We start from the raw sequence: 18,730 nt of genomic DNA, 5'->3' as shown, positions 1-18,730 counted from the left end.
CCTTCCTAGACTGCGCCGCCATGACGACCCCTTCCCTCCCCCGCGCCCCGGGCACTGCCGTGATCGGCGGCGGCACCATGGGCGCCGACGTCGCCGTGGTGCTCAGCCGCGGCGGCCTGCCCGTCACCCTGGTGGAACGCGATGCCGCCAAGGCCGCCCGTCTGCCGGCCTACATCGGCGCCCAGCTCGAAATCGCTGGCTGCGCGGCACATGCCGGGCCGATCACCGTGGTGCAGCAGCTGGAGGCGGTGGCCTGGGCCGGCATCGGGCTGGTGGTCGAATGCATCGTCGAGCAGCTGGCGCCCAAGCAGCAGCTCTTTGCCCGGCTGGTCGAGCTGGCCCCGCCCTCGGCCCTGCTCACCAGCAACAGCTCGGGCCTGCCCATCAGCCGCATCGCCGACGGCCTGCCCACGCGCGGGCGCATGTTCGGCCTGCATTTCTTCATGCCCGCGCACCTGGTGCCGCTGGTGGAGGTGGTCTTGGGCCCCGACAGCGACGCCGACGCCGCCCAGGCCCTGATGCAGACCATGCGCCGCTGTGCCAGCGTGCCCGTGCTGGTGCGCAAGGACCGGCCGGGTTTCCTGGCCAACCGGCTGCAGCATGCGCTGGCGCGCGAGGCCTTCGCGCTGCTGGACGACGGTGTGGCCAGTGCCGAGGACATCGATGCCGCGGTGCGCTTCGGCTTCGGCTTCCGCTTCCTGGCGGCCGGGCCGATCCTGCAGCGCGACCATGCGGGGCTGGACGTGCACTGCGCCGCCGCCGCCACCATCTACCCCAGCCTGTGCAACGACGACCAGCCCGCGAAGGTGCTTCAGCAGCAGGTGCAGGCCGGCCGCGTGGGCATGAAGGCCGGCGCCGGCTTCAGCGACTGGCCCGAGGCCGAGCGCATCGCCGAGCGCGCCCGCTACGACCGCCTGCTGCGCGCCGGTCTGCGGCTGCTGGCCGACGAACTGCCACCGCTGCCTGCTGCAGCCGGCACTCCTTCCTCCGACCGGAACCCGACGTGAACGCCGATCCCCTCATCCTCACCGTGGCGCCCAACGGCGCCTACAAGCAGCACAGCGACCATCCGGCCGTGCCGCTCACGCCCCAGGCGCTGGCCGACACCGCCCGCCGCTGCCTGGACGCCGGCGCCGCCATGCTCCACCTGCACATCCGCGATGCCGAGGGCCGCCACAGCCTGGACGTCGAGGGCTACCGCGAGGCCCTGCGCGTGGTGCGCCAGGCCGTGGGCGACGCGATGGTGCTGCAGGTCACCAGCGAGGCGGCGCGCGTCTACGAGGCGCCGCAGCAGATCGCCATGGTGCGCGAGCTGCAGCCCGAGGCCGTCTCCATCGGCCTGCGCGAGGTGGACGTGCCGGCCGTCGGCGAGGCCGGTCTGGCCGCCTTCTTCGGCGAACTGGCGGCGCGCGGCACCATGGTGCAGGTGATCCTCTACGACGCGGCCGACGTGGCACGCTGGCAGGCCCTGCGCGCGGCCGGCACCATTCCCGACGCGCCGTGGTTCCTGCTCTTCGTGCTGGGCCGCTACAGCGCGGGCCAGACCTCCGACCCGCGGGACCTGCTGCCCTTCCTGGCCGCGCATGGCGACGGCCCCGAGCCCTGGGCCGTGTGCGCCTTCGGCCCCACCGAGCAGGCCTGCGTCACCGCCGCGGCGGCCTTCGGTGGCCATGCGCGCGTGGGCTTCGAGAACAACCTGCGGCTGCGCGACGGCAGCCTGGCGCCGGACAACACCGCCCTGGTGGCGCAGGCCGCCGAGGCCGCGGCCACGCTCGGCCGGCCGCTGGCGACCGCCGCGCAGATCCGCGCGCGCTTCAGGCCGCGCTGACGCCCCATCCCCCCACCACAACAACCGGAGACTCCCCATGATCGATCGCCGCCAATGGCTGGCAGGCACGGCCGCCGGCCTGCTCGCCCCCTCCTTCGCCTTTGCCCAGTCGGACGCAGCCAAGGGCCCCGTGCGCATCGTGGTGCCCTACCCGCCCGGCGGCCCCACCGACCTGATGGCGCGGCTGCTGCAGCCGCAGCTGCAGCGCCGGCTGGGCACCACCGTCATCGTCGACAACCGCGGCGGCGCGGGCGGCAACCTGGGCAGCGCTTATGTGGCGCGGCAGGCCCCGGCCGATGGCCTGACGCTGCTGCTTGCGGCCAGCGGGCCGATGGCGGTCAATGCGGCGCTCTACAAGTCCATGCCCTTCAATGCGCAGGACGACCTGCTGCCGGTGGTGCAGCTGTCGGCCTTCCCGCTGGTGCTGGAGGTGCATCCCTCGGTCAAGGCGCGCACGCTGAAGGAATTCATCGCCTATGCGGGCAGCCAGAAGGCGCCACTGAACTTCGCCTCGGCCGGCAGCGGCACGCCGCAGCACCTGGCGGGCGAGCTGTTCGCGCGGGAGGCCAAGGTGCCGCTCACGCATGTGCCCTACCGCGGCGCCGGCCCGGCCCTCAACGACGTGCTGGGCGGCCAGGTGCCGCTGATGTTCGACATCCTGGCCAGCTCGCTGCAGCACCTGCAGGCGGGCAAGCTGATGCCCATCGCCGTCACGTCGGCCACGCGCAGCCCCGCGCTGCCGCAGGTGCCCACCATGGCCGAGGCGGGGCTGCCCGGCTTCGAGGTGACCGCTTGGCACGGCATCGCCGTGCGCAGCGGCACGCCGGCCGCCACGGTGCAGCGGCTCAATGCCACCTTCCTGGACATCTTTGCCGACCCGGCCTTCCGCAAGTCGTGGGAGGCGCTGGGCACCCCTGTGGTGGCGGGCACGCCCGAGGCCTTCGGCCAGCTGATCCGCAGCGAGACCGCGCGGCTGGGCCGCATCGTGCGAGAGACGGGGGCGACGGCCGACTGACCGGGCTCGCCCACCGGCACGAAGGCCGGCGCTGATCCGGGGCGGCATGGCCCGCGTAGGACGTCGCAAGCCCCACTGCCGCCTTCGCGCCCGCCGCCATGACCGCTTCGAACGCCCTGCGTCCTCTTGCCCTTGTGCTGCCCGGCCTGCTGTGCGCCGAGCTGGCGTTGGCTCAGGACCGCGACACCGCCACGCCCGACGCCGCCCCTGGCGCCCGCGGCGGGCGGGTCACGCTGGGCGGCTTCGCGATCGACCGCCACGAGGTCACGATCGCGCGCTTCGCGCAATTCGTGCAGGCCACCGGCCGCACGACCGCGGCCGAACGCGATGGCGGCGGCTTTGAATGGGGCAGCGGGTGGGAGCGCCGGCCCGGCTGGAACTTCCGCCGCCCCTTCGGCGACAGCGCCGCGCCCCAATGGCCCGCCGTGCATGTGAGCTGGTCCGAGGCCCGCGACCACTGCGCCTGGGCCGGCGGCCGCCTGCCCACCCGCGCCGAATGGACCCAGGCCGCCTACACCGAGCAGGGGCCGGGCACCGCCGCCGGCTTCACCGTCGGGCGCACCTATCCCTACCCGACCGGTGACTCGCCCGAAGGGGCCAACACCAATGGCGCCGACCGCTGGCCCCGCCTGGCACCGGTCGGCGAGACCCGCATCGGCGTCAACGGCCTGCACGACATGGGCGCCAATGCCTGGGAATGGCTGGCCGACCGCGAGGGCGACACCGCCCTCACCGCGGGCGGCTCCTGGTGGTATGGCCCGCCGCAGATGCAGGCCGGCGCCATGCAGTGGAAGCCGGCGGACTTCTACGTCGTCTACATCGGCTTTCGCTGCGCCTACGACCTGACCCGGGGCTGAGCGGCGCCACCGCCGCCTCCTCGCCCTGGCCACGGCTATACCAAGGTATAGCCAGCCCATCCCTCATGTCCGTGGCCCCAGCCCATCGCGCAGTGGCCTTGGCGCGCAGGGGCGGCGACCATTCCCGGCTCGGTCGGCGACGACGCCTGCCCGCACGCACACCGGCCGCGCCCGGGTCCCCTTGCTCGTCTCGCCCGGAACACGCCCATGAAGCCGATCCCCGCCCTCGCTTTTCTGCTGTGCCTGGCCACGCTCGCCGGCTGCGATGCCGGCCGCTCCGCGCCCGCCGCCCCTCCCCCAGTTGCGCCCACCGACGGGGCGCTCCAGCACCGGGACACCGTCATCCGCGTGCCCGAAGGCTCGCCTCTGCGACAAGCCCTGGTGGTCGCCCCCGTGGCACCGCAGCCCTTCGCCCCGACGCTCGAAGCGCCCGGCACCATCGAGGCGGCCCCCGAGCGGCTGGTCAAGATCGTGCCGCCACTGGCCGGCCGCATCGTGCGGCTGCATCACCAGCTGGGCGATGCGGTGAAGGCGGGCGACCCGCTGGTCACACTGGACTCGCCCGACCTGGGCGCGGCCTACCGGGACGACGCCAAGGCCCAGGCCGCGCTGCTGCAGGCGCGGCAGGATTTCGAGCGCCAGCAGACGCTGAATCAGGCCGACATCGCCGCCGCCCGGGACCTGCAGGCCGCCCGCCAGACACTCACCGCCGCCGAGAGCGACGCGCGCGCCGCGCGCGAGCGCCTGGCGCAGCTGGGCGCGCCGGTGGATGCCGCATCGCGCCGCGAGTACGTGCTGCGCGCCCCCATCGCGGGCCGCGTGGTCGACATGAGTGGGGCGCTGGGCGGCTACTGGAACGACACCACGGCCTCGCTGATGACCGTGGCCGACCTCTCCACCGTCTGGCTGGCGGCCAGCGTGCCCGAGAAGGACATCGCCGCCCTGTCGGCCGGCCAGGCGGTGCACATCGCGCTCGATGCCTACCCGGGCCGCCGTTTCGAAGGCAAGGCGCGCTACATCGCCGACCTGGTGGATGCCGACACCCGCACCGTGCGCGTGCGCGTGGCCATCGACAACCGCGAGCGGCTGTTCAAGCCCGGCATGTACGCCCATGCCACGCTGGAAGGGCCCACGCGGCCAGCCCTGCTGATCCCGGCCACCGCCGTGCTGCAGAGCGGGCTGGCCACGCGCGTCTTCGTCGAGCAGGCGCCCTTCCAGTACGAGTCGCGTCTGGCGGTGCTGGGCCGCTCGGCCGACGACAAGGTCGAGGTCGTCTCGGGCCTGAAGGCCGGCGAGCGCATCGTGGTGCGGGGCGGGGTGCTGCTCAATGATTGAGAAGCTCGTCACCCTCGCCTTCCAGCGGCGTGGCATCGCGTGGCTGCTGTTCGTCTTCGTCGCGCTCTACGGCTGGTGGAGCTGGAAGCAACTGCCCATCGAGGCCTATCCGGACATCGCCGACGTCAGCTCGCAGATCGTCACGCAGGTACCCGGCCTGGGCGCCGAGGAGGTGGAGCAGCAGATCACCGTGCCGCTGGAGCGCGCGCTGCTCGGCACGCCCGGCATGCACGTGCTGCGCTCGCGCAGCCTGTTCGCGCTGTCGCTGATCACCGTCGTCTTCGAGGACGGCACCGACGGCTACTTCGCCCGCCAGCGGCTGCAGGAGCGCATCAACGCGGTCACCCTGCCCTACGGCGCCACGCCGGGGCTGGATGCCTACACCTCGCCCACCGGCGAGATCTACCGCTACACGCTCGAATCGAAGACGCGCAGCCTGCGCGAGCTGTCGGAGCTGCAGTTCTGGACCGTGATCCCCCGCCTGAAGAAAGCCACCGACGTGGTGGACGTGGCCAACTTCGGCGGCCTCACGACCCAGTTCATGCTGGAGCTGGACCCCGACCGGCTGCAGCAGTACGACCTGTCGCTGCAGGAGGTGAAGGACGCGCTCAACAACAACAACGCCACCGGCGGCGGCAGCATCGTGGACCGCGGTGAGCAAAGCTACGTGGTGCGCGGCGTGGGCCTGCTGCGCTCGCTGGACGACATGGGCAACGTGGTGGTCAAGACCAAGGCCGGCGTGCCCGTGCTGGTCAAGGACCTGGGCAAGCTGGCCTATGGCAATGTCGAGCGGCGCGGCGTGCTGGGCAAGGACGCCAACCCCGACACGATCGAAGGCATCGTGCTGCTGCTGAAGGACCGCAACCCCTCCACGGCGCTGGCCTCGGTGCACGAGGCGGTGCAGGACCTCAACGACCACCTCCTGCCCAAGGACGTGAAGGTGGTGCCCTACCTGGACCGCACCTCGCTGATCGACGCCACGCTGCACACCGTGTCGTCCACGCTAATGGAGGGCATGGTGCTGGTGGCGGTGGTGCTGCTGCTCTTCCTGGGCAGCCCGCGCGCGGCGGCCATCGTGGCGCTGACCATTCCGCTGGCGCTGCTGATCGCCTTCATCTTCATGCACCAGTTCCACATCCCGGCCAACCTGCTGTCGCTGGGCGCCATCGACTTCGGCATCCTGGTGGACGGCGCGGTGGTGCTGGTGGAGAACATCCTGCGCCGCCGCGAGGAGGCCGAGGACCGGCCGCTCACGGCCAGCGACGCCATCGAGGCCACGCTGCAGGTGGCGCGGCCGATCTTCTTCGGCATGGTGGTGATCGTGTGCGCCTACCTGCCGCTCTTCGCCTTCCAGCGCATCGAATACAAGCTCTTCTCGCCCATGGCCTACGCGGTGGGCGCGGCGCTGGCGGGCGCGCTGCTGGTGGCGCTGACGCTCATCCCGGGCCTGGCGTGGCTGGCGCTGCGCAAGCCGCGGCGCATCGTGCACAACCCCGTTCTCGAATGGCTGACGGTGCGCTATGGGCGCTTCCTGGGGCGTACGGTCGGGCATGCGCGCGGCGTGCTCGCGGCCTGTGCCGTGGCGCTGGTGGCGCTGGTGGGCCTGTTCGCCACCACCGGCCACGACTTCCTGCCCTACCTCGACGAAGGCTCGCTGTGGCTGCAGGTGCAGATGCCGCCCGGCATCACCCTCGCTAGGGCCGCGACGATGGCCGACGAGCTGCGCAAGGCGACGCTGGCCTTCCCGGAGGTGTCGTACGTGGTCACGCAGACCGGCCGCAACGACGACGGCACCGACTACTGGACGCCCTCGCACATCGAGGCCAGCGTGGGCCTGCATCCCTATCGCGAATGGACGTCGGGTCTGAGCAAGCAGGAGCTGATCGACCGCATGGCACAGCGTTTCGCGCACATGCCGGGCTACACCGTGGGCTTCCTGCAGCCCATGATCGACGGCGTGCAGGACAAGCTCTCGGGCGCCCACGGCGACCTCACGGTCAAGGTCTTCGGCGAGGACCTGGCGCAGATCCGCACGGTGGCCCATCGCGTGGCGCAGACGCTGCGTCACGTGCCCGGCGCCGCCGATGTGGCGGTGGACGTGGAGCCGCCGCTGCCCAACCTCAAGATCGAGCTCGACCGCGCCGCCGCCGCGCGCCACGGCATCAACGCCGCCACGGTGGCCGACCTGATCGCCACCGGCGTCGGCGGCACACCCATCGGCCGGCTCTACGTGGGCGAGAAGAGCTATGACATGACGGTGCGCTTTCCCGAGAAGGCCCGCGCGAGCGTCGACGCCATCGGAAACCTGATGCTGAAGTCGGCCACGGGCGAGCGGGTGCCGCTGTCCTCCGTCGCCACCATCGGCACCACGTCCGGGGAGAGCGTCATCGTGCGCGAGATGGCCGAGCGCAACATCATCGTGCGGTTGAACGTGCGCGGCCGTGATCTGGCCGGCTTCCTGAAGGACGCGCAGGCCGCCGTCGCGCACGACGTGACGCCCGCCGACAAGCACGTGCAGCTGCGCTGGGGCGGCCAGTTCGAGAACCTGGAGCGGGCCCAGGCCCGCCTGGCGCTGATCCTGCCGATGACGCTGGGCCTGATGTTCCTGCTGCTCTTCGGCGCCTTCGGCAACCTGCGCCAGCCGCTGCTGGTGCTGGCCGCAGTGCCGCTGGCCATGCTGGGCGGGCTGGCGGCGCTGCACCTGCGGGGCATGACGCTCAACGTGTCGAGCGCCGTCGGCTTCATCGCGCTCTTCGGCGTGGCGGTGCTCAACGGCGTGCTGATGCTGTCGCAGATCAACCGGCTGCGCAGCGAGGAAGGCCGGCCGCTGCGCGAGGCGGTGATGGAAGGCGCCCGCAGCCGCATGCGGCCGGTGCTCACGACCGCGACCGTGGCTGCGCTGGGCCTCACGCCCGCCATGCTGGCCACCGGGCTGGGGAGCGACGTGCAGCGGCCGCTCGCCACCGTGGTGGTGGGCGGGCTGGTCAGCGCGACGGTGCTCACGCTGGCGCTGCTGCCGGCGCTCTACCACCTGGTCGAAGCGCGGCTGGAGCGGCGGCGTGCCTCGCCCGTCGCGCCCGCCTCACACGATGTCCCGACGCAGGAGACCCAGCCGTGACGACCCTCCGACTTCGCGCTCTTCTTCTTCCCGTGCCGCTGCTGGCACTGCTGGGCCTGCTGCAGGGCTGCGCCGTGGGCCCGGACTTCCGCGCGCCGGCCGCCCCCGCCACACCGTCGGTGGCCGCGGCGCCCCTGCCCGCGCGCACGGCGGAGGCCGAGGGGCCGGCCGGCGGGCCGCAGCGTTTCGCACTGGGCCAGGGCGTCGCCTCGCAATGGTGGAAGGCCTTCGGCTCGCCCGGCCTCGACGCATTGGTCGACGCCGCACTGGCCGCCAGCCCCGACCTGCAGGCCGCCGAGGCCGCGTTGCGCAATGCGCAGGAGACGGCATTCGCCCAGCGCGGCGCCTTTTGGCCCACGGTGGACGCGAGCTACATGCCCACGCGTCAGAAGACCTCGGGCGCCCTCTCCAGCCCGTTGGCCGACGGCGACATCACCCGCTACACCCTGCACACGGCGCAGCTCAGCATTGGCTATGCGCCCGATGTCTTCGGGGGCACGCGCCGCGCCGTGGAGGCGCAGGACGCGCAGGTGGACGTGCAGCGCTGGCAGCGCGAGGCGGTGGGCACCACGCTGGTCACCAACGTGGTGAGCACCGCGATCCAGGAGGCCTCGCTGCGCGCGCAGATCGAGGCCACGCAGCAGCTGGTCGATCTGGCCACCCGCCTGCTCGACGGCGCCCGGCGCCGGCATGCGGCCGGCCAGATCGGCGGTGCCGACATCGCCGCCCAGGAGAGTGCCCTGGCCCAGATGCAGGCCACGCTACCCCCGCTGCAGAAGCAGCTGGCGGCCCAGCGCAGCCGGCTGGCGGTGCTCACCGGCAGGCTGCCGGGCGATCCGCTGCCGCAGCAGTTCACGCTCGACGCGCTGCAGCTGCCGGCCGAACTGCCGGTGAGCCTGCCTTCGCAGCTGGTGCAGCAGCGCCCCGACATCCGCGCCGCCGAGGCGCAGCTGCATGCGGCCGCCGCCCAGGTGGGCGTGGCCACGGCCGCACGCCTGCCCAACCTCACGCTCACGGCGACGCTGGGCAGCTCGGCGCTGGGCGTGTCGCAGCTGCTGCGCAGTGGCGGCGGCTTCTGGTCCGTCGGCGGCACGTTGCTCCAACCGGTCTTCCACGGCGGAATGCTGCTGCACCAGCAGCGCGCCGCACAGGCCGCCTACGCGCAGGCCGAGGCGCAGTACCGCAGCACCGTGCTCACGGCCTTCCAGAACACGGCCGACACGCTGCAGGCCATCGTGAGCGACGCCGACACGCTGCGCGCCACCGCGGCAGCCGAGGCCGCCGCACGTCGCAGCCTGGCCGCCGTTCAGCGGCAGCGCGAGGCCGGGGCCGCGGCGCAGGCCGACCTCGTCCTGGCGCAGCAGACGCTGCAGCAGGCCATGCTGGCCACCGCCCAGGCACGTGCGGCGCGGCTCGGCGACAGCGTGGCGCTCTACCAGGCCCTGGGCGGCTGGTGGCAGGTTGCCGACAGCTCGGCCCGATAGGCTCGCCGCCACGCGGCCCCGGTGCGCGCCCCAAGACAAGGAGACACGACCCATGACCCAGACACGTTGGCACGCCTTCGCCAGGCGCGCATTGCCCGTGGCTCTGCTCGGCCTGGCGGGCTGCGCCGCCCTGCCCGGCCGGGAGGCGCAGGTCGGCGGTGCCTACTGCTTCCTCAACCCCCTGGCGCACGGCCGCCCCGGCCCTTGCCTCGACGGCCCACTACCCGATGAAGAGACGACCCAGGACGCCTGGCATTTCGCGCCCGACCCGCAGGCCCTGACCGTCTATGTCGTGCGGCAGAACTGGAGCGACGGCCCGCACCGCGTCGGCGTGTTCCTGGACGGCCGCCCCGTGGCCGACACCCTGCCCGCGACCACCCTGCGCCTGCGCATGCCGCCGGGCGTGCACCTGTTCGCGCTGAAAGCGGAGGACGGCCGTGTCCGCACCCTGAGCGTCGATGGCCGTGCCGGCGACCTGCGCTTGCTGCACATCGCCACCGTCGCCGGCCTCTGGCACACCGACTACGACTGGGAGCTGGAGCCGGATGCCGTGCTGCAGGCCCGCGCCCGGCGCACGCGTCTGGTGGCGGACATCCGCCCGAGGCCCGCCGGATCGACGAAAGAATGCCGTTGAATACCGCGGGTTGCTCTGCTTCGTTCATCCGGATGCGCGGGCACCGCGCCGCCGCAACGACTCACCGCGCCGAAATGACAGCGGAGAAGCACACCTGGCCATCGCGGTATTCGTACTGGATATCGCCGCCATGCTCGCGCGCAATGGCCTCGGCGATGTGCAGCCCCAGGCCGAGTCCGCCCTTGTTGCGCGTGTTGGGCTGCGCGGCGCGCTTGAAGGCGCTGAACAGATCGGCCACCAGTTCCGGCGCAATCGGCGGCGCCCTGTTGAGGACCTCGAAGCGCACCTGCGCGCCTTCTTCGAGCAGCCGCACGGTCACCGGCTCGCCCGCAAGCCCATGGTGCCGAGCGTTGCTCAGGAGGTTGCCGAAGAGCTGGGCCATGCGGTCGGGATCCGCCTCGGCATGCAACGCCACCGGGATGTCCTTGAGCAGCCGCACGCCTGGATAGGCGACGATGGTCTCATCGAGCAGGTCTTCCAGGAGGCGCGCCAGATCGACGGGCATGCGCCGGATCTGCAGCCCGAGCTGCGCCTGCAGGCGCGAGGCATCGAGTACCTGCGCGATCAGTCGCGCCATCCGGCTGCTGGACGACTGTATGCGCTGTCCCAGCCGTGCACTGGGCGCATCCGACGCCTGCCCGCCCTTCTCCAGCACCCGAGCAGCCATGGATATGGACTGCAGAGGATCGCGCAGATCATGGCCCAGCATGGCCAGAAGCTGGGTGCGCGCGCGGTGCATCTCGGCCAGGCGGTTGGAATGCGCGCGAACAAGCTCGTCCAGCAGCTGCCGGGCCAGGTCCTGCTCGAACTCGGTCCAGGGCGCGCTGGTGCCACGCACTTCCTGCTTCCAGAGATCGAAGGAGCCGCGCGGGGTCAGGCGCGGACCGTTGGGCCCGGTGGCGTACTCCTTGTCGGGTTTGCCGCCCCAGTTGATGGTCTCGATCTGCTCCTTGCGCAAGACGAGCACCCACCCGTTCTGCGCGGCATCGAAGCGCAGCCCCAGCAGCCCGCACCAGGGGCCGGTGACCGGCGCCGGCGGGGGAAGCCCGTGCTTCAAGGCGTGCGTGACGACGAGGTCGCGCTCGGGGAGCGGCATGTTCTGCAGGCTCTGCACCAGGCCTGCCGCGATCTCATGATGGAGGTCTCCATGCACCACGAGCTTGCCCTCTTGCGCCAGGACGACGGCCTGGGCATCGAAGGCCTGGGCAATCGGCTGGACCAGAGGCGCGAGCGCGGCCAGCAGCTCGTCACCATGAAGCGCGGCCTGGGTCACCTGGGCTCGCAGCTGCGCGCCCATCTCGGCCGCTCGGGCCCGCTTCCTGGCCAGCAGGCTCTGCACGTTGGCGGCCAGCACCTGCGCGAGAACATCGCACGCCATCCGGATGGCATAGGGCACCAGCCGGGGCGCCTGATGGTGACAGGCGATCATGCCCCACAGCTCACCCTCGACCACGATCGAGATGCTCATCGACGCCCGGACGCCCATGTTGCGCAGGTATTCGATGTGGATGGGCGAGACGCTGCGCAGCACGCAATGGCTCATGTCCAGCTCGCCTGCCCTGCCGATCCAGCGCTCGACCGGGATGGCAGGTGCGTCGACGTCCGCGATGAGGCGCAGCGTGTTCACGAGATACAGACGCCGGGCCTGGGCCGGGATGTCGCTGGCGGGATAGCGGCGGCCTGCAAAGGGCTCCAGCACTTCCTGCCGGTCCTCGGCCACGACTTCGCCGCTGCCGTCGGGCAGGAAGCGGTAGGCCATCACGCGGTCGAAGCCGGTGAGCTCGCGCACCGCGCTGGCCGCCGTCTGCAGCAGCGTGTCGATGTCGGGCTGCCGCTTGAGGCGGTCGATGGTGCGGTGCGCCTTCAGGGCGTAGCCAAGGACCTGCTCATCGGCAGCGTCGCGTGCCTCCAGCTCAAGCACGACGAGATCGCCGCTGCGATGCACCAGCAGGTCTGCCGTGCGACCGTCCCAGTGCACTTCATGCTGCAGCGAAAGCTGCGGGTCTGCGTCGCGCAGGGCGTCATCGAGAGCCTTGGCCAGGACGGGGAACGCAGCGGCCCAGTCCGCGCCCGGCACCTCTCCGGTGCGAAGCAGGCCGGCACCGATGAACTGCCTCGCGTTGACGCTGCAGTAGGCGAGGCGCCGACCCGGGTCGAAGGCCAGCAACGCGCCGTGCGACTGGATGGAACCAGGAACATGGATCGGCTCGCGATCACAGTTTTCCAGGGTGACTGCGACGGTCGACAAGGCTTTTTCGGGGGGCTGATGGCGGGGCTGGGAGCGGTCAATTATCGCGTTGTGTGTCAAACCGCAACGTTTCCGGATGCGTCATTTGACGTTTGCAAACGGGGGAAGCGGTCTCGAGGCCGTGGGCGCGCGAACGAGGGTGCTGCAGGGCGGGTCGCGCACAATCCTGCCCGGCTGCAAGCCTCTGCCCTGCTCGCATGAGCGTCTGCTGAGCCCCGCAACATGCACTTCTCTGCCCGAACCCAGTCCATCTTCCGGGGCTCCCTGATCGCTGGCGCCATGGGGGCCATCTTCGTGGCGGACACGCTCACCAACTACGAGGTGGCCGCCGCGGTGCTCTATGCCGTGGTGGTGCTTTCGGCCGAGCGGGCGCTCAAACCGCGGGCCCTGCGTGCGCTCGGCATCGCCTGCATCGGGATGACCGTGCTGAGCTTCGTGCTCACGCCGCGCGGCCACTACCACACCGGCCTGATCAACATGGGCCTGAGCGCCGCCGCCATCGCCATGGTCACCTGGCTGGTGCTGCGCATGCAGCGCGCCCGCGCCGCCGCGCAGGCCGCGCAGGCCCGGCTGGAGCGCATCGCCCGCGCGCAGAACCTGTCGGGCCTGACCACCTCCATCGCCCACGAGGTGAACCAGCCGCTGGCCGCCATCGTGACCAGCGGCCACGCCGGCCAGCGCTGGCTGGCGCAGGACCCACCGCAGATCGACAAGGCGCGCCAGGCCCTGCAGCGCATGCTGGGCGACGCCGAACGCGCCGGCAGCATCATCGCGCGCGTTCGCAGCCTCACCCGCGGCGAGCCGCCGCAGGCCAGCCGCTTCGACCTGAACGCCAGCGTGCGCGAGATCGTGGCGCTGTCGCAGGGCCGGCTGGAGGACGAGGACATCGATCTGCAGCTGCACCTGCCGGCCGACCTGCCCGCGGCCTGGGCCGATGCGGTGCAGGTGCAGCAGGTGATCGGCAACCTGCTGCTCAACGCGCTGGACGCCATGCCCGCCGCACGCGAGGCGCGGCGCGAGGTGCACATCGGCACGGCGCGTGAGGGCGACGCCCTGGTCTTCACCATTCGCGACTCGGGCATCGGCCTCGCGCCCGAGGTGCAGGCCCACCTGTTCGACGCCTTCTGGACCACCAAGCCGCAGGGCATCGGCATCGGCCTGAGCATCAGCCGCACCATCGTCGAGGCCAACGGCGGCCGCATCTGGGCCGAACCCGGCGCCGGCCTGGGGGCGGTGTTCCGTTTCAGCCTGCCCATGGCCTCCCAGGAGAAGCATTCTTGACCTCCCCGACCCCGCCGGCCACCGCCGAGCCCATCGTCTACATCGTCGACGACGATCCGTCCGTGCGGGCCGCGCTGGAAGATCTGCTCGCCTCCGTCGGACTGCGGGCGCTGTGCTTCGGCGCCACGCGCGACTTCCTGGCCCATCCGCGCGAAAGCGCGCCGGGCTGCCTGGTGCTGGATGTGCGCATGCCGGGCCAGAGCGGCCTGGACTTCCACCGCCAGCTGGGCGCACTGGGCATCCCGCTGCCGGTGGTCTTCATCACCGGCCATGGCGACATGGCGATGGCGGTGGGCGCCATGAAGGCCGGCGCCATCGAATTCCTGGCCAAGCCCTTTCGCGACCAGGACCTGCTGGACGCCATCCAGAACGGCATCGCCCGCGACCGGCAGCGGCTGGCGCATGAGGCCGCCGGTGCCGAGCTGCGTGCACGCTGGGCCACGCTCACGCCCGGCGAGCAGGAGGTGGTGCGCCTCGTCGTGCAGGGCCAGTTGAACAAGCAGATCGCCTGGCAGCTTCAGCTGAGCGAGGTGACGGTGAAGGTGCGCCGCGGCCAGGCCATGCGCAAGATGCAGGCGCCGTCGCTGGCGGAGCTGGTGCGGATGGTGGACCGGCTGGGCGACGCGGGCTGAACGGCGCCTCCACCCTCGGGTCAGCCCAGGGGCGGCAACAGGTTGAGCAGCAGCACCATCACGAGGCCCACCACCGCCACGATGGACTGCACCACCGAGATGGTCCTGGTGGCCTCGCCCATGCTCATGCCGAAGGATTCCTTCACCAGCCAGAAGCCGGCATGGTTGGCATAGTTGAAGAACAGCGAGCCGCAGCCGATGGCCAACGCCAGCAGCGGCAGGTTGAGCGAGGGGTCGGCCGCACCCAGCGGCGCCAGCAGGCCCGCCGCGCCCACGATGCCGACCGTGGCCGAGCCCGTGGACACGGACAGCAGCATCGAGATCAGCCAGCCCAGCACCAGCGGCGACAGCGACAGCTGACGGCTCATGTGCACGATGGCGTCGCCCACATGCGCATCGGTCAGTACCTGCTGGAAGGCCCCGCCGCCGGCAATGATGAGCAGCACGCTCGCGATCGGCTTCAGGCTGCTGCCCAGCGCGGTGCGCATGGCCTCCGGCGAGCCGGGGCGCAGGGCGACCATGGCCAGCACGACGCCCAGCAGCATGGCCGTGACGGGATGCCCCAGGAAGGCCAGTGCATGGAGCAGGGATGAGCCCTTGGGCAGCAGGACCTCGCCCGCGGCATGGCCGAGCATGAGCAGCGCCGGCGCCAGGGCGGTCAGTACGCCGAGGCCCAGGCTGGGCAGACGGCGCCTGCGCGCAGCATCCTGCGCCGCATCGGCGGCCGGCGCATATTGCGCCACCAGGGCCTCGTCGGGCCGCACCGTCATGCGCGGCGCGATGAAGGCGCCATACACCGGGCCTGCCAGCACGATGGCCGGCAGCGCCGCGATGAAGCCATAGATCATGGTCGCGCCAACGCTGGTCTTGAGCGTGGCGATGGCCGTGAGTGGACCGGGATGGGGCGGCACCATGCCGTGCATGGCCGCGAGCGCTGCGATCACCGGCACGCCCACGTACACATAGGCGGAGCCGCTGCCCTCGCGCTGCGCCTCCAGCTTGCGCGCGACGCCGAAGATCAGCGGCAGCAGCACCACCAGACCCACCTCGAAGAACATCGGGATGCCGATGACGAAGGCGACGCCCGCCATGGCCCAGGGCAGCATGCGGCGCGAGGCCCGGTCGAGGATGGCATTGGCCAGCGTCTCGGTCACGCCGGCATCGGCCAGCAGCTTGCCCAGCATCGCGCCCAGGGCGACGACGAGGCCGACCGCGCCCAGCGTCTTGCCGGCGCCCCCCACGATGGACTGCATCAGCTTGTCCAACGGCATGCCGGTGGCCAGGCCGGCGCCCAGGGAGACGATCAGCAGCGCGAGCAGGGGATGCAGCCGCGGCTTGGTCACGATCAGCACGACGAGGGCGACGACGCTGACGAAGGCGGTACTCAGAAGTCGAATGTCGGTGGAGGTCATGCCGAGAAGCGGCCCCGGGCGGGGTCGGCCCCGGGGCGGATGGGAGGGGGTCGCATCCTAGGTGAAATCTCACGCACGCGTGCGGGCAGGGGCACGGCTCTGCCTGCTTCGGCGACGGCACTCGGCAGGCGACGGGGCGCAGCTCCGCCCTGCCCCGGTCATGGAGCCGGGGCAGGGCGTCAGCCCTAGGCGGGCCGCAGTGACTGCACCATGCGCAGCAGCGCCACCATGCCCGGATCGTCCAGGCCGACGGTGCGCTCGGCGAACATGCGGGCGCGCCCTACCCGATTGGGCAGCTCGCGGAAGGCGTCCAGTGCCGCCCGGGCCGCGTATTCGGCCGTCTGCTGAAGGGACGCGTCGTCGCCGGCGCGCCCGAGGGCCTGGCGGATCGCCTCCAGCCCATCGAGGACGGTCTTGTCGCCCAGGCTGGCGCCGCCGCGCGCGGACAGGGTCTGCACGATGTCACCCAGCAGCGCGGCCAGCGCCGCTCGCTCCAGCCGCTCGGCGCCTGCGCTGCCCTTGGCGGCCGTCATCAACGCCACGGCCAGCAGGGTGCCGAAGCTGGAGCCCGAGGCCTTGGCACAGGCCTGGGCGCAGCGGCGCAACGTGCCGTCGAGGCTGGCGGGCATCTCGGGCAGGGCCGCCTCGACCAGCGTCGCGCATTTGTCGAGCGTGGCGCCGAGGTCGGCATCGCCGAGCCGGCCGTCGATTTCGTTGAGTTCGGGAGCGGCACGATGCAGCCCCGCACACCAGCGCGGAAGGACTTCGTGAAGACGGGCGGCATCGATCATGCGCGCACGCTCCAGAAGGGGCAGTCGGCCGGTGCGGCCAGCAGCTCGGCCAGTTCGTCGTCCAGCTTCATCACGCTGAGCGACGCACCGGCCATCTCCATCGAGGTGGCGTAGCGGCCCACCAGCGGATGGGCGATGACGATGCCGCGCTCGTCCAGCATCTGCCGCGCGCGGCGGTAGAGGATGTAGAGCTCTTCCAGCGGCGTCGCGCCCAGGCTGTTGACCAGCAGGGCGATGCGGTCGCCACGCGCAAGCTGCAGTTCGGGCAGCACGTGGCCCAGCATCTCGTCGACCAGCGCATCGGCCGTCTTGAGCGGCCCGCGCCAGATGCCGGGCTCGCCGTGGATGCCCATGCCGAATTCCAGCTCGGTGTCGGCGATCTCGAAGGAGGCCTTGCCCGATTCGGGCACCACGCAGGGCGTCAGGGCCACGCCGATGGAGCGCACGGCATCGGCGGCCTTGCGCGCCAGTGCCGCCACGTCCTGCAGCGGGGCACCGGCCGCCGCCTTGGCACCCGCCGCCTTGTAGACGAACACCAGGCCCGCCACGCCGCGGCGCTTGTCGCGCTGGTCGGCCGGCGCACTGGCCACGTCGTCGGCCACGCGCACCGAGGCGACCGGCATGCCTTCGAGTTCGAGCATCTCGGCCGCCATGTCGAAGTTCATGCGGTCGCCGCCGTAGTTGCCATAGAGCTGCAGCACGCCGGCACCGCCGTCGGCCGCACGCATGGCGGCCATGCAGTCGTCCATGCGCGGGCCGGCGAACACATTGCCCACCGCGCAGGCGTCGAGCAGTCCCTCGCCCACATAGCCGAGGAACACCGGCAGATGGCCCGAGCCGCCGCCGGTGACGATGCCCACCTTGCCCGCCACGGGGCCGCCGGTGCGCACGATCACGCGGCCGTCGTCGCCCTGGCGCTGCAGCTGGGGATGGGCCAGGCACAGGCCGTCGAGCATCTCGTCGACATAGTGCTGGGGGTTGTTGAGGATCTTCTTCACGGCAGATGGCAGGAGGAGAGGCAGTCGAAAGAGACGAGGCGGCCCCACGGCCGCCCCGAAAGACGCGCAAAGGTGGTCAGTCGACCTTGAGGCGACCGTCCTTGGCGGCGGCGCTGGCCAGCGTGTACTCGGCGTCCAGGATGCGGGCGAATTCCTGCGGCGTGCTGGAGAAGGCCACGCTCCCGAGCTCGCGCGCGCTGCGCACGGTCTGCGGGTCCTGCACGGCCTGGGCGAGGGCCTTGGCCAGCTGCTCCTGCAAGGCCGGCGGCATGCCGCTCGGGCCGAGCACGCCGACATAGGTGGTGCCGTCGATCTGGCCGAAGCCCAGCTCGGCCACGGTCTTGACGCCGGGCAGTGCCGGGTCTTCCGTGGGACCGAGCACGGCCAGCGGCTCGAGCGTGCCGGCGCGGATGTGCTGCAGCGAGCTGGTGACCTGGTCGAAGTGCACGTCCACCTGCCCACCGATCAGATCGACCAGCGCCGGGCCTGACCCCTTGTAGCTCACCGGGGTGAACTTGGCCTTCAGCAGCGCCTCCAGCTGCAGCTGCGCCAGGTGGTTGGGCGTGCCCGGGCCGGAATGCGCGGCATTGACCTTGCCCTCGCCCGAGCGGGCATAGGCGACGAATTCCTGGAAGGTCTTGAAGCGCGGATCGTTCTTGCGCGCCAGCAGCACCATCGAGCTCTTGTTGACCAGCCCGATGGGCGCGAAGTCCTTGCGGCTGTAGGCCGTCTTGACCATCTCGGGCACGGTCACGACCACGCCGGCACCGCACAGCAGCAGCGTATAGCCGTCCGGCTGCGCACGGGCGACCACGTTGGCGCCGATGGAGCCGCCGCCGCCACCGCGGTTGTCCACCACCACCGACTGGCCGAGCACCTTGCCGAGGGCCACGGCCACGGTGCGGGCCACGATGTCGGTGTTGCCGCCGGCCGGGAAGGGCACGACGATGGTCACCGGCTTGGTGGGAAAGGCGCCACCCTGCGCCCAGGCCGGCGCGAGCAGCGGGCCGCCCAGGGCGGCGAGCGTTCCGGCCTTGAGCAGGCCACGGCGTTGGATCTTCATGAGCGTTGTCTCCGTTCTGGATGGAAAAGCGGGC

The 18,730-nt window shown here is 71.7% G+C and carries 15 protein-coding genes; 10 read left to right on the top strand and 5 right to left on the bottom strand.

All coding sequences use genetic code 11. The features are described from left to right. The first annotated feature begins 20 nt into the window (after window positions 1-20). The 8 genes from BXA03_RS08065 (at window position 21) to BXA03_RS08030 (ending at window position 10,271) form a co-directional block, all read left to right on the top strand. On the top strand, window positions 21-1,007 hold the full coding sequence (locus tag BXA03_RS08065; protein ID WP_076505940.1) for a 3-hydroxyacyl-CoA dehydrogenase family protein: 987 nt from the start codon (window positions 21-23) through the stop codon (window positions 1,005-1,007). Then, window positions 1,004-1,828, top strand: a complete 825-nt coding sequence (locus BXA03_RS08060; protein WP_076505938.1) for a beta-keto acid cleavage family enzyme — start codon at window positions 1,004-1,006, stop codon at window positions 1,826-1,828. Before BXA03_RS08065 ends, BXA03_RS08060 begins: the two co-directional genes overlap by 4 nt. 37 nt (window positions 1,829-1,865) lie before the next feature. Further along, window positions 1,866-2,843: a Bug family tripartite tricarboxylate transporter substrate binding protein gene (locus BXA03_RS08055; RefSeq protein ID WP_076505936.1), complete on the top strand. Its 978-nt coding sequence runs from the start codon at window positions 1,866-1,868 to the stop codon at window positions 2,841-2,843. Window positions 2,844-2,941: 98 nt separating this feature from the next. Continuing rightward, on the top strand, window positions 2,942-3,700 hold the full coding sequence (locus BXA03_RS08050; protein ID WP_083715952.1) for a formylglycine-generating enzyme family protein: 759 nt from the start codon (window positions 2,942-2,944) through the stop codon (window positions 3,698-3,700). A 207-nt stretch (window positions 3,701-3,907) separates the two neighbouring features. Beyond that, window positions 3,908-5,035 carry an efflux RND transporter periplasmic adaptor subunit gene (locus tag BXA03_RS08045; protein WP_143476246.1) on the top strand — a complete coding sequence of 376 codons (1,128 nt, stop codon included), beginning with the start codon at window positions 3,908-3,910 and terminating at the stop codon, window positions 5,033-5,035. Then, the gene (locus tag BXA03_RS08040; RefSeq protein WP_076505934.1) at window positions 5,028-8,153 is read left to right on the top strand and encodes an efflux RND transporter permease subunit; all 3,126 of its coding nucleotides are present in this window, start codon (window positions 5,028-5,030) and stop codon (window positions 8,151-8,153) included. Before BXA03_RS08045 ends, BXA03_RS08040 begins: the two co-directional genes overlap by 8 nt. Next, complete coding sequence (locus BXA03_RS08035; protein WP_234983631.1) at window positions 8,150-9,637, top strand: efflux transporter outer membrane subunit; 1,488 nt, start codon at window positions 8,150-8,152, stop codon at window positions 9,635-9,637. The genes BXA03_RS08040 and BXA03_RS08035 overlap by 4 nt, the downstream gene beginning before the upstream one ends. A 52-nt stretch (window positions 9,638-9,689) precedes the next feature. Continuing rightward, window positions 9,690-10,271 (top strand): hypothetical protein, encoded by a 582-nt coding sequence (locus BXA03_RS08030; protein ID WP_076505930.1) that lies wholly within the window; start codon window positions 9,690-9,692, stop codon window positions 10,269-10,271. Between the two features lie 61 nt (window positions 10,272-10,332). Here the strand turns inward: BXA03_RS08030 and BXA03_RS08025 are convergent, their stop codons facing one another. Next, window positions 10,333-12,519, bottom strand: coding sequence for a GAF domain-containing protein (locus BXA03_RS08025; RefSeq protein ID WP_076505928.1), 2,187 nt, complete (start codon window positions 12,517-12,519; stop codon window positions 10,333-10,335). Window positions 12,520-12,741: 222 nt separating this feature from the next. Here BXA03_RS08025 and BXA03_RS08020 point away from each other — a divergent pair, with 222 nt between their 5' ends. Both BXA03_RS08020 and BXA03_RS08015 read left to right on the top strand, forming a co-directional pair. After that, on the top strand, window positions 12,742-13,800 hold the full coding sequence (locus tag BXA03_RS08020; RefSeq protein WP_076505926.1) for a sensor histidine kinase: 1,059 nt from the start codon (window positions 12,742-12,744) through the stop codon (window positions 13,798-13,800). Beyond that, on the top strand, window positions 13,797-14,432 hold the full coding sequence (locus tag BXA03_RS08015; RefSeq protein ID WP_076505923.1) for a response regulator transcription factor: 636 nt from the start codon (window positions 13,797-13,799) through the stop codon (window positions 14,430-14,432). The genes BXA03_RS08020 and BXA03_RS08015 overlap by 4 nt, the downstream gene beginning before the upstream one ends. A gap of 20 nt (window positions 14,433-14,452) precedes the next feature. On the opposite strand, the gene BXA03_RS08010 is transcribed toward BXA03_RS08015, so the two are convergent. The 4 genes from BXA03_RS08010 to BXA03_RS07995 all read right to left on the bottom strand — a co-directional run bounded on the left by BXA03_RS08010 (window position 14,453) and on the right by BXA03_RS07995 (window position 18,696). Further along, window positions 14,453-15,844 carry a GntP family permease gene (locus BXA03_RS08010; protein WP_076505921.1) on the bottom strand — a complete coding sequence of 464 codons (1,392 nt, stop codon included), beginning with the start codon at window positions 15,842-15,844 and terminating at the stop codon, window positions 14,453-14,455. A gap of 185 nt (window positions 15,845-16,029) precedes the next feature. Continuing rightward, window positions 16,030-16,635, bottom strand: a complete 606-nt coding sequence (locus tag BXA03_RS08005; RefSeq protein WP_076505919.1) for a DAK2 domain-containing protein — start codon at window positions 16,633-16,635, stop codon at window positions 16,030-16,032. Then, window positions 16,632-17,633: a dihydroxyacetone kinase subunit DhaK gene (locus tag BXA03_RS08000; protein WP_076505917.1), complete on the bottom strand. Its 1,002-nt coding sequence runs from the start codon at window positions 17,631-17,633 to the stop codon at window positions 16,632-16,634. The genes BXA03_RS08005 and BXA03_RS08000 overlap by 4 nt, the downstream gene beginning before the upstream one ends. 76 nt (window positions 17,634-17,709) lie before the next feature. After that, the gene (locus BXA03_RS07995; RefSeq protein ID WP_076505915.1) at window positions 17,710-18,696 is read right to left on the bottom strand and encodes a Bug family tripartite tricarboxylate transporter substrate binding protein; all 987 of its coding nucleotides are present in this window, start codon (window positions 18,694-18,696) and stop codon (window positions 17,710-17,712) included. Window positions 18,697-18,730: the final 34 nt, after the last annotated feature.

This window comes from Pseudacidovorax sp. RU35E (assembly GCF_900156165.1).
Lineage (GTDB): Bacteria > Pseudomonadota > Gammaproteobacteria > Burkholderiales > Burkholderiaceae_C > Xenophilus.
Note: the sequence above shows the minus strand (reverse complement) of the source record. Positions and strands in the feature narration are given on the sequence as shown.